Here is a 14,382-nt window from a genome sequence, read left to right as displayed (position 1 = left end):
CCTTCTTCCGGGAACCGGACGCCGTCGCCGTCCGGTCACCGCCCCGGTGGGTGCGTGCTGCACCTGCTCATGCGGTGAGGGCCACGGCGCCGGTTCCCCGGCCGGCCCGCCGCTCTTGCGGGGAGAGGACAACGCGATGGTCCGCCCCTGCCTCGCCGCGGTGACCGCGTGACCGGCGGCCAGGGCGGACCGCTGCGGTTGCTGCCGTGGACCGGCCCCGAGGGCAAGCGGTGCTACCTGAGCGGTGACGGAACCGGACGCCTCTCCCGGCTCGCCGACACCGTCGAGTCCGTGCAGCTCGGCATGGCGGACGAACTCCTCGGCCATGCCGCCGACCTGCTCGCCGACGGCAGGGCCACGTCCGCGCAACTGCGCTTCCTGGCGGCCCGGATGACCGAGGCGCTGCGTGACGCCCTCCGCATCGCGGAGAGCCGTGGTGCCCGCCTTCCGGTTCCGGTGGGTGATGGGGCCGACGGCGACGACGGCCCCGGGCCGGAAGTCTGAGGCGGGCTACCAGATCGCCTCCACCCACTCCGGGTGGTCGATGAACGGGTTCCTGTTGTGCTGGTAGGAGTCGTATATGACGTTGTTGCGGTTCTGCTCGAACGCGCTCGGCGGGTCCTCCTGGTGCCACTGCTTCAGGACCGGGAGGCGGCCGTGGTACGGGTTGCTGCCGTTGGTGACGGAGTCGTTGGGCTCCAGGTCGGGCCAGCCGTCGGTGCCCTCGTAGCGGACGGCCATGTAGAGGATCATGCGGGCCACGTCGCCCTTGACCGCGTCGCGCGGCTCGAAGGAGTTCGAGTCGGTGAGGCTGCCGCCGCTGTTGGTGAACGAGCCGCCGCCGTTGTCGAAGTCCTTGTTGCCGCGGATGGAGTTGACCTGGACGTCCTCCGGGCGCAGGTGGTGCAGGTCGGTGCCGGGGCCGGTGGAGGTGCCGAAGTCGCCGTGGGACTTGGCCCACACGTGCTCGCGGTTCCAGTCGCCGACGTCACCGCCGTTGAGGGACTTGCTGCGGGAGATGCCCGAGTACAGCAGGATCACGTTGCCGCTGTCGGCCGGGTCCTGGTCGGTGACCTTCAGGGCCTCCCAGACCGCCGAGTACGACAGCTTCGTCTGGTCGCTGATGATCATGTGGAGGGCGTCCTTGAGGCTGTCACCGGTCTTGCCGGCGGCGTCCTCGTAGTACGCCGGGTCGTAGTCCGCGGCCGTCGTCGCGGCCGTCGAGGCGGTCTCCGTCGCCGTGGCCGGGGTGGCGGCGACGGCGGGAGCGGCGAGGACGGCGAGGACGGCGGCCGTGGCGAGCGCCGACGCCTTCCGGCGCCGGATGCGTGTCGCGAGCATGTGGGGTGTCCGATCTACGCGGGTTGCACGAAGGGAATGACCAGATCGTGACATGAACATGCAGCCGAGGGAATGGACGGGAGGTGGCGATTGCGTGTCGGCGGGGATGAAAACCGCCGCAAGCGACCGTGTGGGTGAGCCGGTACTGGGACAGTTCCGTGAGGGGCGCCGTGCAGACGTCCTCCTCCTGCTCGTCGCTGACAGTTTCGAGGCAGAAGGTGGCAGCGGGCGCCTCAGCGGGTCTTCCAGGGAGGGAAGCGCAGTGCGGGAGTCCCCCAGATTTGGCTGTGCGGTAACAGTGGGTGGGCGAGTGTCCCGTCCAGCAGGAAAAAGTCGGGATCGGCCTCGCGCAAGACGCTCACAGACCCGGCGCGCGCAGGGCGAGCAGGTGGATGACCGCGCTGGTGTAGGCATGGGCGGTGGACTTGCTGATCCCGAACCCGGCGCGATCTTCGCCAGGGTGGTGTGTTCGCGCAGGTACACCAGTGCCACCATCGAGCGCTGGGACGGGCGGAGTTTGCAGCGCCGGTCGCCCTCATGGTGACGATGAGCATGGTGACCCACTCCACGAGCGCATGCGGCAGGTCGAGTGCGGCAGGACAGATGACCAACGAGGCCCCTGAGCAGCATGGTTGAGACGTCAGACATCTCGATCAACTGCGCGGGGGCCTCGCTCGTTGCCATTGGCGGGCTTCACCTGATCGAGGCCCGGCTCGAAGAAGCTCACTGGACGCGGCCACCGCGGCTGAGGGCCCACCTGGCCAGCGACGACAACGAGAACCCCGTATAGATCGCCAGCCTTCTTGGCCTGCGAGGGTGCGCCTGACCCTAGGAATCGAGGGTCGATCGCGCAAACTCCGGCCCCGCTCTTCACGGGGAGCAAGGGCGGGGCGAGTGAGCAACCGCTATGCCGGCGAGCAGTCAGCCCAGCGCTCGCTACCCTTCCGTGAGCTTCGTGTCTACCTCACCGGCGCCAGAGGACCTTCGCTCTCCGCTCGCTGCCGAATCCCAGGCCATGACGGTAGATCTCCGCCACCCAGTACCGCCCATCGTTGCCCCGCGCGAACACTCCGGATTCGACAAGGAAGTCGGCATCGCTGACGTCCAGCCCCACCTCATCCAAAGAGAACGGAACGGTCACCGGTTCGCGTACTTGTTGAAGGCGGCTGAGCAGGTCGCCGATCTCCTGGCTCTCGTCCTGGATGGCACTGATCTTAATCGTGCTGCACTCGAGCAATGCTTTGCGCATGGCGCTTGGAACCAGCACGCGGTCGTCCCAGGTCGTCTGGGAAATCGACTGACGCGCTGCTTCAGCCAGGAACACAACGACGTCTCTCGCCTGTACCTGATCCTTGAAGTCCCCGAGTGCTGCCGGTACCCAGAGGTGGGAACGCGCTTCTTTGGACTTCTCTGTTCCCATCTTCCACCCCCAGACGGGAATGAGCGCGTCGATCAGCGCGTCATAAGAAAGTTCAGCAATTTCGGACTCGGCCATAGGCTTGGGCAGCGCGTGGGCATGTGCGGTGACCCACAGGGCTAGCCGTAGTGCTTCTTCTTTGTTCCAGCGCAGCGCATAGGGCTCGTAGCGCGCAAGCAGTTGTTCACTGTTTTGTCGGACCGCTCGTTTCACCAGGTCCCGCCGTACGAAGACGACGAGCCCGAGAGGACGTCCGCGTAGAGATCGCAGCCAGGCCAGAACGTCGATGAGAAGAACCCGCAGAGCAGTGCGCTTCACTTCTGTGTCCAGTGACTGCAGCAGGTCTTCAAGCCCGTCCATCACGAACACCGCTCGTGACTGCTTGCTCAGTTCCGTGAGCGCCGTCTCCGCTTCACGGTCCTCTGCCACCGGTACCCCAGCAGCGATGGCCAAGCACGCGAGCCACAACTGCCGCCATCCGATCTCGTCGTCCGCGCTAAGTCGGGAAAGACCCTTCCTCAGCCGGTCCTTGATCTGCTGGAACGTCCCGGCTTCCCCTGCTGTCGTGCTGTGCGTGGCGGCGAACGCGTCCCTGAGATCCTGAGTCGTCAGGTCCTCGTTCTCCAGGTTGTCGGACTCCAGCACCGGGACCACGGGGAGATTCAGTCGCACGTCTTTGATGCCGGACTGTTCGGCGAACACGTTCCATTGACGTGCCGCGCAGGCTTTAGCGTACATGAACGTCTTGCCTGCGCCCTTGGCTCCGACGACAAGAGCCAGCGGCGGTTCCGTGCGATGATCGCCGAGCAGCCTGCGCAGGGGATCTGTCGCCAGGAAGCCGCTGGCCGACGACATGCCTTTCCGCTCGGCGTAGATAAGCGGCTGCGCGGTGTCCGCGAGACGTTCACGGAGCATCAGGTAATCAACGTGCGGCTCTTCCTCGTCCGTGTCCGGCGAAGAAATGGAGACAGGGGCCGGAACGATCGGTTCCAAGACCTCGGAAACCTTGCAGCTTTCCAGTACGCGCAATACCGCGTCCCAAGAGGAGGGAAGTGCTAGAAGTTCATCCCGGAACGGGCTGAGCAGAGGTTGCGACAGAACATCAGCGTCCACTTCTCCCGTGTCATCAGGATCGTTCTCGGCTCCGTCGTCCGGTGGCCTCAGCGACGAAAGTAGCGCACCGGTCAGTTCTGCCCGTGCCTGTTCTGCCTGTGCCTCGTGCACGTCCTGCCGGTATTGAGTGACGATCACGGAGCTGGCCGGGTCGGTGCCCCGGAGAGCCGGTGCCCGGCGCCCCAACTGCTTCAGCAGGGTTTTCGTCCCCTCGAGGGACTGATGACTGAGGGTGGTGACGAAGACGCGCTGTACCCGTGGGTCGAGTAGCACGGGCGCGGACAGCTCGGAGGCCCCGGCTCGCAGATCCACGACGACGGTGTCGGCACCGGTGCGAACGGCGAGTGCGGCAAGCGCCTCGGTCAGGAAGTACCGGGAGCGCCCAGGTGTCAGCAGATCAGCCGGTTCGATACGAGGCGGGCCCAGGTGCTGTCTCCTGCTGGTGGGCACCACGGTCACCCGCCCCCCGCTGGCGAATCGTCCTACCTGTTGATTGGGCAGGTAGGCGGCCGCGATGTCGACGGCAGCGGACCAGCCGCCGTCCTCGGATCCCTGCAACAGGGAGAGTAGGTCCTCGTACGAGAAATCAAGCTGTCCACCCTGGGCCTTGTGCATCCATGTGATCCCAGGTGCCTCCAAGTCCGAGTCAACCAGGAGGACGTTGCCACCTCTACGGGCGATCACGTCGGCCATGGCGACCGCGTGCACCGTGCGTCCCACTCCACCCTTGAAAGAATGGAAGGCCAGGATTTGCACATCACCGGGAAAGCGTTCTGATGCAGGCCGTTCCAGGGCGTGCGCCAACTGTGGGGTGATGTGCTTCTCTCGGAGCAGAGGCAGACGCCGCGGTTGATCAGGGCTGTTCGTCTCCGGGGTGAGAATGACGGGGATGCCGGTGAAGTCGGTCGTTCGTGGGTCGTCCAGTCGAAGCATGAGGGTGCCGTCACGCCATTCCGTCGACCCTGTGCCGAAGGCTTCGTCCAGCCAGCGCTGCGCCGTCTCGGCCGCTGTACCGCTCGAGACAATCAGTTCCAGGCCGTCCCACCAGCCGTCTGCCGCACTGAGCCACTCCGGCCAGCAGCCTTCGGAGGCGAGAGCCGCCAGGTGATCGTCAACGTCAACCCAAGTGAACAGGTGCTCCGGGGGCGTCAGCCCTTGCAAATCCATCAATCCGGCCACGGCCTCGTACTCTCCTAGCCTCAATCCCGTTCGCACCACTTGATCAACGCCCGGAGGGCTTCTTTCGCTTCTCTCTCGTCGGTGCCGTCAAGCTTCGCACCATAACGCCACGCCTGATGCAGGTCGGCCAAGGCGACGGACGCGCCGGAGGATGCGTGCAGTCGGCAGCTTCTCAGTCGACTGAGCAAGTCATCCAGGGCGCGAGGCAGTCTCAGTTCCTTTGCGAGCTTGCGCAGGTCGTGGGTGGGCTCAAGCGCTGACGTGTCTCGAAGCCCTCTGCGGGACAAGAGACGTTCTTTCAAGCCGCACTCGGCGGCGTAGAACAACAGGAGTCCCACGGTCGCCGCATCCTCCTTGCCGTGTGCTTCCACCGACTCTGCCGAGACCCTCAGCTCGTCTCGTCTCTTCTTGAGCGCCTTGGCCCCCACCTGAAGCACCATGGCTGCATCCTCGCAGGCATTGCCGAGCGGGCGCCCGCAGAACCGAGGATCAGCGACGGCGCCCGGACCCGCTTTCGCTCACCGCGAAGGCCCCCGAACACGGCGCAGGGATGAAAACCGCTCCCGACGGCGTTGCAGTCTTCCGGCAGACCAGGACGACAGGAAGGCACCGGCGTGACACCGCAACGGGGATGGGCACGACGACTGTGGGGCTACGCCTGGCGGCACCCCAAGGACGTCGTCCTCGCCCTCGGCTCCTCCCTCGCCGGCATGGCCGTGATGGCCCTCGTCCCCCTGATCACCAAGGTGGTCATCGACGACGTCATCAGCGACCACACCCGGTCCATGACCACCTGGGCCGGCCTCCTGGTCGTCGCCGCGCTGGTCGTCTACGTCCTCACCTACGTCCGCCGCTACTACGGCGGCCGCCTCGCCCTCGACGTCCAGCACGACCTGCGGACGGAGATGTACGGCACGATCACCCGGCTCGACGGCCGCCGCCAGGACGAGCTGTCCACCGGCCAGGTCGTCGGCCGCGCCACCAGCGACCTCCAGCTGATCCAGGGCCTGCTCTTCATGCTCCCGATGACCATCGGGAACTTCGCGCTGTTCCTGATCTCCCTGGTGGTCATGGCCTGGCTGTCCGTGCCGCTGACCCTGGTCGCCCTGGCCGTCGCGCCCGCCCTGTGGTGGATCGCCCGCCGCAGCCGCACCCGGCTGCACCCCTCCACCTGGTACGCCCAGGCCCAGGCCGCCGCCGTCGCGGGCGTGGTCGACGGCGCCGTCAGCGGCGTACGCGTCGTGAAGGGCTTCGGGCAGGAGGAGCAGGAGACCGGCAAGCTGCGGGAGGTCAGCCGCAGGCTCTTCGCGGGCCGGCTGCGCACCATCCGCCTGAACGCGCTCTACACCCCGGCCCTGCAGGCCGTCCCCGCCCTCGGGCAGGTCGCGATGCTGGCGCTCGGCGGCTGGCTGGCGGTGCGCGGCAACATCACGCTCGGCACGTTCGTCGCCTTCTCCACCTACCTCGCCCAGCTCGTCGGCCCGGTCCGGATGCTCGCCGTGGTCCTCACCGTCGGCCAGCAGGCCCGCGCCGGCACCGAGCGCGTCCTGGAGCTGATCGACACCGAGCCCTACCTGAAGGACGGCCACAAGGACCTGCCGGCCGACGCCCCCGCGACGGTCGAGTTCGACGACGTCTCCTTCGGCTACGACGTCGCCACCGGAACGACCCGCCCGGTCCTGGACGGCCTCTCCTTCGACATCCGGCCCGGCGAGACCCTCGCCGTCGTCGGCTCCTCCGGCTCCGGCAAGTCCACCGTCTCCCTGCTGCTCCCGCGCTTCTACGACGCCACCCGCGGAGCCGTCCTGGTCGGCGGGCACGACGTGCGCGAGCTGACCACCGCGTCGCTGCGGGCCGCGATCGGCCTGGTCCCGGAGGACTCCTTCCTCTTCTCCGACACCGTCCGCAACAACATCGCCTACGGCCGCCCGGACGCCACCCAGGAGCAGATCGAGAAGGCCGCCCGCGCCGCCCAGGCGCACGGCTTCATCAGCGAGCTGCCCGACGGCTACGACACCACCGTCGGCGAGCACGGCCTCACCCTCTCCGGCGGCCAGCGCCAGCGCGTCGCCCTCGCCCGCGCGATCCTCGGCGACCCGCGCCTGCTGGTCCTGGACGACGCCACCTCCGCCGTGGACGCCCGGGTCGAGCACGAGATCCACGAAGCCCTCAAGGGGGTCATGCGGGGCCGCACGACCCTGCTGATCGCCCACCGCCGCTCCACCCTGAACCTCGCCGACCGCATCGCCGTCCTGGCCGGCGGCCGCCTCGCCGACATCGGCACCCACGACGAGCTGCAGCGCCGCTCCGCCCTCTACCGGCGGCTGCTCACCGACCCCGACGAGCTGGGCGGCGTCTCCCCGGGCCACATCCCGCCGGCCTGCCCCCAGGAGGACACCTCCGTCCGGGACCAGCTGGACGCCGAGTACGACGCCGAGCGGGGGGTCACCCCGCGGCTGTGGAGCGGCGACCGGGAGCGCGAGGACACCGCCCTCGCCGAGAGCCCCGCCACGCCCGGACTGCTCGCCCAGGTCGAGGCGCTGCCCCCGGCCACCGACGTCCCCGAGGTCGACGAGGCCCGGGCCGTCCAGCCGGAGGAGTCCTACGGCCTGCGCCGGCTGCTGCGCGGTTTCGGGGCGGTGCTGCTGGTCAGCCTCGGTCTGGTCGCCGTCGACGCGGGCATGGGCCTGCTGCTGCCGATCATGATCCGGCACGGCATCGACGCGGGCGTCACCGAGGCCGCGCTCGGCGCCGTGTGGGCGGCGTCCCTGCTGGCGCTGCTGACGGTCGCCGTGCAGTGGACCGCCCAGGTCGGCGAGATCCGGATGACCGGGCGGACGGGCGAGCGGGTCCTGTACTCGCTCCGCCTGAAGATCTTCGCCCAGCTGCAGCGCCTCGGGCTCGACTACTACGAGCGGGAGCTCACCGGCCGGATCATGACCCGGATGACCACGGACGTCGACGCGCTGTCGACGTTCCTGCAGACGGGCCTGGTCACCGCGTTCGTCTCGGTCGTCACCTTCTTCGGCATCATGGTCGCCCTGCTGGTGCTGGACCTCCAGCTCGCGCTCGTCGTGTTCGCGACGCTGCCGCCGCTGATCATCGCCACGTTCTTCTTCCGCCGGGCGAGCGTGAAGGCGTACGAGCTGGCCCGGGAACGGGTCTCGGCGGTCAACGCCGATCTGCAGGAGTCGGTGTCCGGGCTGCGGATCGTGCAGGCGTTCCGGCGCGAGCGGGACGGCGGGCGGCGGTTCGCCGAGCGCAGTGACAGCTACCGGCAGGCGCGCATCCGCGGCCAGTGGCTGATCTCCGTGTACTTCCCGTTCGTGCAGTTCCTGTCGTCCGTGGCGGCGGCGGCCGTGCTGGTCGTGGGCGGCGCCCGGGTCGACGACGGCACCCTCGCCATCGGCTCGCTGGTGGCGTACCTGCTCTACATCGACCTGTTCTTCGCGCCCGTGCAGCAGCTCTCCCAGGTCTTCGACGGCTACCAGCAGGCGACCGTCTCGCTGGGCCGCATCCAGGAGCTGCTGCGGGAGCCGACGTCGACGAAGTCCGCCGAGAAGCCCCTGGACGTGCGCTCCCTGCGCGGCGAGATCGCCTTCGAGGACGTCCACTTCGCCTACGGCGGTCCCGACGCCGGGGGCGAGGCGGCCCTCGGCGGGGTCTCCCTGCGCATCCCGGCCGGGCAGACCGTCGCGTTCGTCGGCGAGACCGGCGCGGGCAAGTCGACCCTCGTCAAGCTCGTGGCCCGCTTCTACGACCCCACCGGCGGCCGGGTCACCGTCGACGGCACCGACCTCAGGGACCTGGACCTCACGTCGTACCGGCACCGCCTGGGCGTCGTCCCGCAGGAGGCGTACCTGTTCAAGGGCACCGTCCGCGACGCCATCGCCTACGGCCGCCCCGGCGCCACCGACGCCGAGGTCGAGGCGGCGGCCCGCGCGGTCGGCGCGCACGACATGATCGCCACCCTGGAGGGCGGCTACCTCCACGAGGTCGCCGAGCGCGGGCGCAACCTCTCCGCGGGCCAGCGCCAGCTGATCGCCCTGGCCCGTGCCGAACTGGTCGACCCGGACGTCCTGCTGCTGGACGAGGCGACGGCGGCCCTGGACCTGGCCACGGAGGCCCAGGTCAACCAGGCCACCGACCGCCTCGCCGGCCGCCGCACGACCCTCGTGGTCGCCCACCGCCTCACCACGGCGGCCCGCGCCGACCGGGTCGTCGTCATGGACCACGGCCGGGTCGCCGAGGACGGCACCCACGACGACCTCCTGGCCCGCGGCGGGCGCTACGCGGAGCTGTGGCGCACGTTCATCGGCGCGCCGGAGCCGGAGGAGCCGGTCGGCGCGTCCCGCTGACGGCGGCGCCGGACGGGAGGTCCGCCGAGGCCGCCGGGGGCCCGTGGCCCGCGCGCAACCGTCCGGCGTACGTCATGCGTCCGTACAGCCGTACGCCGATGGGCGCGGACGACGCGGTACGGGAGGACGACAGTGGACAGTGGAGCGATACGCCGGCGGCTCGCGCTCGGCCTGGCCGTGCTGACCGCCTCCGGGCTGCTCGCCCTCGCCGCGCCGGGGGAGGCGCAGGCCGCCGCCTCCGCGTCGTGCCCCGGCCGCAAGGTCCGCACCCTGCCGTTCTCCACCGGGACCGTTCTCGTCTACAAGCGCGGCGGCTACGTCTGCGCCGTCACCCGGACCAAGAAGCCCGGCGTGAAGCGGACGATGTCGGTGAGCGTGCAGGCCCGCGGCAACCGGCCCGTCGTGGACGAGGGCCGGTACGCCCGCCACGCGGGCCCGGTGACCGTGCACGCCGGGCGCCGCTGCGTGTGGCTCAAGGGCCGCGTGGGGGCCGGGACGTACAGCTCCGGCTGGGTCCTCTGCTGACGCACCGCCCTCCACCGGCGCCCGCCCGCGCCGAGGGTTTTCCCTATGTCCCCTGGTGCTGGGGGGAGTTGGTCCGCTAGCTTCCGGCGCACATCTGTCTCACAGGGGAGTGCGCATGCGCAAGGCGCTCAGATGGCTGCTGGCGCTCACCGTGCTCATAGGCACGTTGAGCACGGCCGGAGCGGCCACCGCCGCCGAGCCGGAGGCCGGCACCACCGACATCAAGGAGAGACTGCTCTCCGTACCGGGCATGAGCCTGGTCGAGGAGAAGCCGTACACCGGTTACCGCTTCTTCGTCCTGAACTACACGCAGCCGGTCGACCACCGGAAGCCGTCCGAGGGCACGTTCCAGCAGCGCATCACCGTGCTGCACAAGGACGTCTCCCGCCCGACGGTCTTCTTCACCAGCGGCTACAACGTCTCCACGACGCCCCGCCGCAGTGAGCCGACCCAGATCGTGGACGGCAACCAGGTCTCCCTGGAATACCGCTTCTTCACCCCGTCCCGGCCCGACCCGGCCGACTGGTCCAAGCTGGACATCTGGCAGGCCGCCAGCGACCAGCACCGCGTCTTCACGGCGCTGAAGGGCGTCTACGACAAGAAGTGGATCTCCACGGGCGGCTCGAAGGGCGGCATGACCGCCACCTACTACGAGCGCTTCTACCCCCGCGACATGGACGGCGTCGTCGCCTACGTCGCCCCCAACGACGTCGTGAACAAGGAGGACTCGGCCTACGACCGCTTCTTCGCCACCGTCGGCACCAAGGAGTGCCGCGACCGGCTCAACGGCGTCCAGCGCGAGGCGCTGGTGCGCCGCGAGCCGCTGGAGAAGAAGTACGCCGCCTTCGCGCAGGACAACGGCCTGACCTTCACCACCATCGGCAGCCTCGACAAGGCCTTCGAGGCGACCGTGCTGGACTACGTGTGGGGCTTCTGGCAGTACGGCAAGCTGTCCGACTGCGACCAGATCCCGGCCGACGCGAAGAACGCCACCGACGACGAGATCTGGACCTCCGTCGACACCATCTCCGGTTTCTCCGCCTACGCCGACCAGGGCCTGTCGACCTACACGCCGTACTACTACCAGGCCGGCACCCAGCTCGGCGCGCCGACCATCCGCTTCCCGCACGTCGAGAAGCAGTACATCCGCTACGGCTACCAGCCGCCGCGCAACTTCGTCCCGGGGGACATCCCCATGCGGTTCCAGCCGTGGGTGATGCGCGACGTCGACACCTGGGTCCGGCACAACGCCCGCCGGATGCTGTTCGTCTACGGCGAGAACGACCCGTGGGGCGCCGAGCCGTTCCGCCTCGGCAAGGGCGCGAAGGACTCCTACGTCTTCACCGCCCCCGGCATGAACCACGGTGCCAACGTCGCCGGCCTCGTGCCCGAGCAGAAGGCCCTCGCCACCGCCCGCATCCTGGACTGGGCCGGCGTCGCCTCCGGCACGGTGCAGGCCGACCCGCAGGCGGCGAAGCCGCTCGCGAAGTTCGACACCAAGCTGGACAAGCGGGACGTCCGGCGTGAGATGACGCTGCGTCCGTAGGACCGGCCGCTGCCACCGCGCCCGGCCGCTCACAGCGGCCGGGCGCACCCCACGGGCCGGTCCCCGCCGAGCCGGACGTACAGCGCGGTCGAGCCGGGGCAGCCGGACCGCCTCACCACCGCCCGGGTCACCTCGTACTCGGGCTTCCGCTCGCCCTTCCCGTCGCACGCGGTCTCGCGGACCCGCCCGTCGCCGGAGCCGTAGACGCGGTCGCCGACGATGGTGCGCGGCCCGCCCCCGCCGCCCGGGTCACCGGGGTGCGGCGGCTGGAGGTTGCGCATGCAGGCGTAGCCCCGCGGCACCACGCCGTCGCCGTCCTCGTCGAAGGAGGGCCGCTGTTCGCCGATGTGCAGCACGAAGTCGGTGGTGTCCGGGCAGCGCGGCCCGTCCCGCACCGCGCCGCCGTGCCGGGCCACGCCCCGGGCCGCCGCCCGCTCGCCCGCACACGGCACCTCGGTGAAGCTCGTCGTGCGGAACGAACTGCACGCGCCGACCGGCAGGAACACCGCCCCGCCGAGCCGGACGGCCGGGCCGGCACCGGCGACACCGCGGTCCGCCCGGCGGCCGGCTCACCCGGCCGCCCTTCCCCGGTCACACCGCCGGACGGGCTCTGCCACCCGGTCAGCACCACGCCGAGCGGCACCAGCGCCCGGACCACCCCCCGCAGACCGGCGCTCCCACGCATCGCCTACCCCCGAAGTGCCCTGGCCCGGCGTGGCCCGCCGCGACGGGTCACGCCAGGCACACGGGGCTTTCTGCGCACGGCGGGGGTGGTGCGCCCGGTCCATGGCGTACGTCTAGTACGACAGCCCGTGCCCCATGGGGTACAGCACCCGCTCCGGATCGTCCGCCCGCCGCACCGCCACCGGCAGCGTCCCGCGCGGCTCCACCCGCCCGGCGATCACCCGTGCGGCGGCCCGCAGTTCGACGTCGGTCCAGGAGTAGGCGGCCAGACAGGCCGGCACGGACGGCAGCTGCGCCACGTCGTACGGATTGCGGATCGCGACCGCCACGACCGGCATCCCGGTCGCCACGAGCCGCTCCACCAGCGTCTTCTGGCTGCTGGTCGCCGTGACGTTGTACGTGGCGACCAGCACCGCGTCCGCCTCACCCGCCGCCGCGACCGCCTTCGCGACGGTCGCCGCGGAGGGGGTGATGCCGGTCGACAGGGCGGTGGCGGTGAAGCCCAGTTCGGACAGCGCGCCCGCGAGGACCCCCGTGGGCGGGCCGGTCGTCCCCGACGGCGACGCCGGGTCCGCGCCCACCACGAGCACCTTGGGGTACCGCCGCCGGGACAGCGGCAGCAGCCGCCCCTCGTTGACGAGCAGGGTCGTCGTCCGCTCGGCGATCCGGTCGGCCGCCTCCAGGTGAGCCCGGGTGCCGACGTGCCGGCCGACCCCGTCCTGGCCGGCGTACGGTGAACGGAACAGCCCGAGACGGGACTTCAGCCGCAGGATCCGCAGGATCGATTCATCGAGCCGTTCCTCGGTCAGCTCGCCCCCGCGCACGGCCGTCAGCACGGCGTTCCAGGCGAGGTCCAGGTCGGGTGGGTTGAGCAGCTGGTCGACGCCCGCCTTCAGCGCCAGCACCGGCACCCGGTCGTCGCCGTACTTGGTCCGCACGCCCTCCATGCCGAGCGAGTCGGTGACCACGACCCCGTCGTAGCCGAGCCGTTCGCGCAGGATGCCGGTGAGGATCGGGCGGGAGAGGGTGGCCGGGTCGCCGGAGTCGTCCAGGGCCGGGACCATCAGATGGGCCGTCATGATCGAGTCGATGCCGGCGGCGATCGCGGCCCGGAACGGCGGCGCGTCCAGCCGCTCCCACTCCTCCCGGCTGTGCGTGATGGTCGGGAAGCCGGTGTGGCTGTCGACGTTGGTGTCCCCGTGCCCCGGGAAGTGCTTGGCGGTCGCGGCCACCCCGGAGCCCTGGTACCCGGCGACCTCGGCGGCCACCAGCCGTGCGACCGCCCGCGGGTCGGCGCCGAACGACCGCACGCCGATGACCGGGTTGGCCGGGTTGACGTTCACGTCGGCGACGGGGGAGTAGTCCTGCCGGATGCCCATCGCCCGCAGCTCGCGCCCGGCGATGCGCCCGAGGGTCCGGGCGTCGGACCGCGACCCGCCCGCCCCGACGGCCATCGCCCCCGGGAACAGCGTCGCGGGCTTGCCCACCCGGGCGACGATCCCGTGCTCCTGGTCCGTGGAGATGAGCACGGGCAGTCCGCGCGGCAACCCGAGGGAGGCCCGCTGGATGCCGTCGGACAGCGCGGCGATCTGGTGCGGCTCACGGGTGTTGTGCGCCCAGGCGAAGTAGATGATGCCGCCGACCCGGTACTTCGCCACCAGCTCGGCTGCCGTGCGGACCCCGATCTCCTTGAGGTTGGCGTCGACGTCGGCCTGGTCCGGGGCGGTGGCGGAGTGGCCGTAGACCCGCATGACGAACAGCTGCCCGACCTTCTCCTCAAGCGTCATGCGGGAGATCAGGGAGCGCAGTTCGCGGTCGCGGTCGCCGGCCGGGCCGGCGTGGGAGGGCGTCGCGGCCGCGAGGGCGGCGGTGACGCCGGCGGTGGCGGCGAGGACGGTGCGTCTGGAGGGCTGTGCGGTGTTTCCCGTGCTTCCCGTGCCGATGTCGTGCACGTGGGCTCCTTCCGGAGGGGTGTCCCTCGGATCCACTGAAGGAAACTTCCAAGAGGTCACCAATAGCCCGGAAGTTTTTGCCAGTCAAGGACATGCGCGGCAACCGGTGGGGTGCCGCAGCCGGCGCGGCTGGAGGGGTCGCGCCGATGGCGGCGGTGCCGCCGGCCGTGGTACGGAGGAGAGGGCGGTCGGCGATCGCAGCCGGGAGCGAGGACCGGCACCGCACTGCGGTGACGCTCCGGCGGCTGCGGACGGGACGACTGCGGC

General features: G+C 70.3%; 9 protein-coding genes and 2 pseudogenes. 5 read left to right on the top strand and 6 right to left on the bottom strand.

Going from position 1 to position 14,382, the window contains the following annotated elements; genetic code table 11:
• Positions 1-168 precede the first annotated feature (168 nt).
• A complete protein-coding gene (locus ACFW6P_RS18160; RefSeq protein WP_386348226.1) occupies positions 169-504 on the top strand; it encodes a hypothetical protein in 336 nt (111 codons plus the stop codon).
• 6 nt (positions 505-510) lie between these two features.
• On the opposite strand, the gene ACFW6P_RS18155 is transcribed toward ACFW6P_RS18160, so the two are convergent.
• A complete protein-coding gene (locus ACFW6P_RS18155) occupies positions 511-1,341 on the bottom strand; it encodes an endonuclease I family protein (RefSeq protein ID WP_386348223.1) in 831 nt (276 codons plus the stop codon).
• 305 nt (positions 1,342-1,646) lie between these two features.
• Positions 1,647-1,952: pseudogene (locus ACFW6P_RS18150) on the bottom strand (transposase family protein); the annotation flags it as partial.
• A gap of 17 nt (positions 1,953-1,969) precedes the next feature.
• Here ACFW6P_RS18150 and ACFW6P_RS18145 point away from each other — a divergent pair.
• A complete protein-coding gene (locus ACFW6P_RS18145) occupies positions 1,970-2,131 on the top strand; it encodes a hypothetical protein (RefSeq protein ID WP_386348220.1) in 162 nt (53 codons plus the stop codon).
• A 174-nt stretch (positions 2,132-2,305) separates the two neighbouring features.
• Here ACFW6P_RS18145 and ACFW6P_RS18140 read toward each other — a convergent pair whose 3' ends face one another.
• Positions 2,306-5,050, bottom strand: coding sequence for a KGGVGR-motif variant AAA ATPase (locus ACFW6P_RS18140; RefSeq protein ID WP_386348217.1), 2,745 nt, complete (start codon positions 5,048-5,050; stop codon positions 2,306-2,308).
• Between the two features lie 20 nt (positions 5,051-5,070).
• Entirely contained in the window at positions 5,071-5,490 is a 420-nt protein-coding gene (locus ACFW6P_RS18135; RefSeq protein ID WP_386348214.1) for a hypothetical protein, read from the bottom strand.
• Positions 5,491-5,664: 174 nt separating this feature from the next.
• Here ACFW6P_RS18135 and ACFW6P_RS18130 point away from each other — a divergent pair, with 174 nt between their 5' ends.
• The 3 genes from ACFW6P_RS18130 to ACFW6P_RS18120 all read left to right on the top strand — a co-directional run bounded on the left by ACFW6P_RS18130 (position 5,665) and on the right by ACFW6P_RS18120 (position 11,479).
• On the top strand, positions 5,665-9,408 hold the full coding sequence (locus tag ACFW6P_RS18130; protein WP_386348211.1) for an ABC transporter ATP-binding protein: 3,744 nt from the start codon (positions 5,665-5,667) through the stop codon (positions 9,406-9,408).
• A gap of 132 nt (positions 9,409-9,540) precedes the next feature.
• Positions 9,541-9,933, top strand: a complete 393-nt coding sequence (locus tag ACFW6P_RS18125) for a hypothetical protein (protein WP_386348208.1) — start codon at positions 9,541-9,543, stop codon at positions 9,931-9,933.
• A 115-nt stretch (positions 9,934-10,048) separates the two neighbouring features.
• A complete protein-coding gene (locus tag ACFW6P_RS18120) occupies positions 10,049-11,479 on the top strand; it encodes a S28 family serine protease (RefSeq protein ID WP_386348205.1) in 1,431 nt (476 codons plus the stop codon).
• 29 nt (positions 11,480-11,508) lie between these two features.
• Here ACFW6P_RS18120 and ACFW6P_RS18115 read toward each other — a convergent pair.
• Positions 11,509-12,164: pseudogene (locus ACFW6P_RS18115) on the bottom strand (hypothetical protein).
• Between the two features lie 112 nt (positions 12,165-12,276).
• Complete coding sequence (locus ACFW6P_RS18110) at positions 12,277-14,115, bottom strand: glycoside hydrolase family 3 protein (RefSeq protein ID WP_386348202.1); 1,839 nt, start codon at positions 14,113-14,115, stop codon at positions 12,277-12,279.
• Positions 14,116-14,382 lie beyond the last annotated feature (267 nt).

This window comes from Streptomyces sp. NPDC058741 (genome assembly GCF_042746715.1).
In the GTDB taxonomy this organism is placed as follows: Bacteria; Actinomycetota; Actinomycetes; order Streptomycetales; family Streptomycetaceae; genus Streptomyces.
The sequence above is the reverse complement of the archived record's forward strand: the minus strand, read 5'-3'. Positions and strand labels throughout refer to the sequence as shown.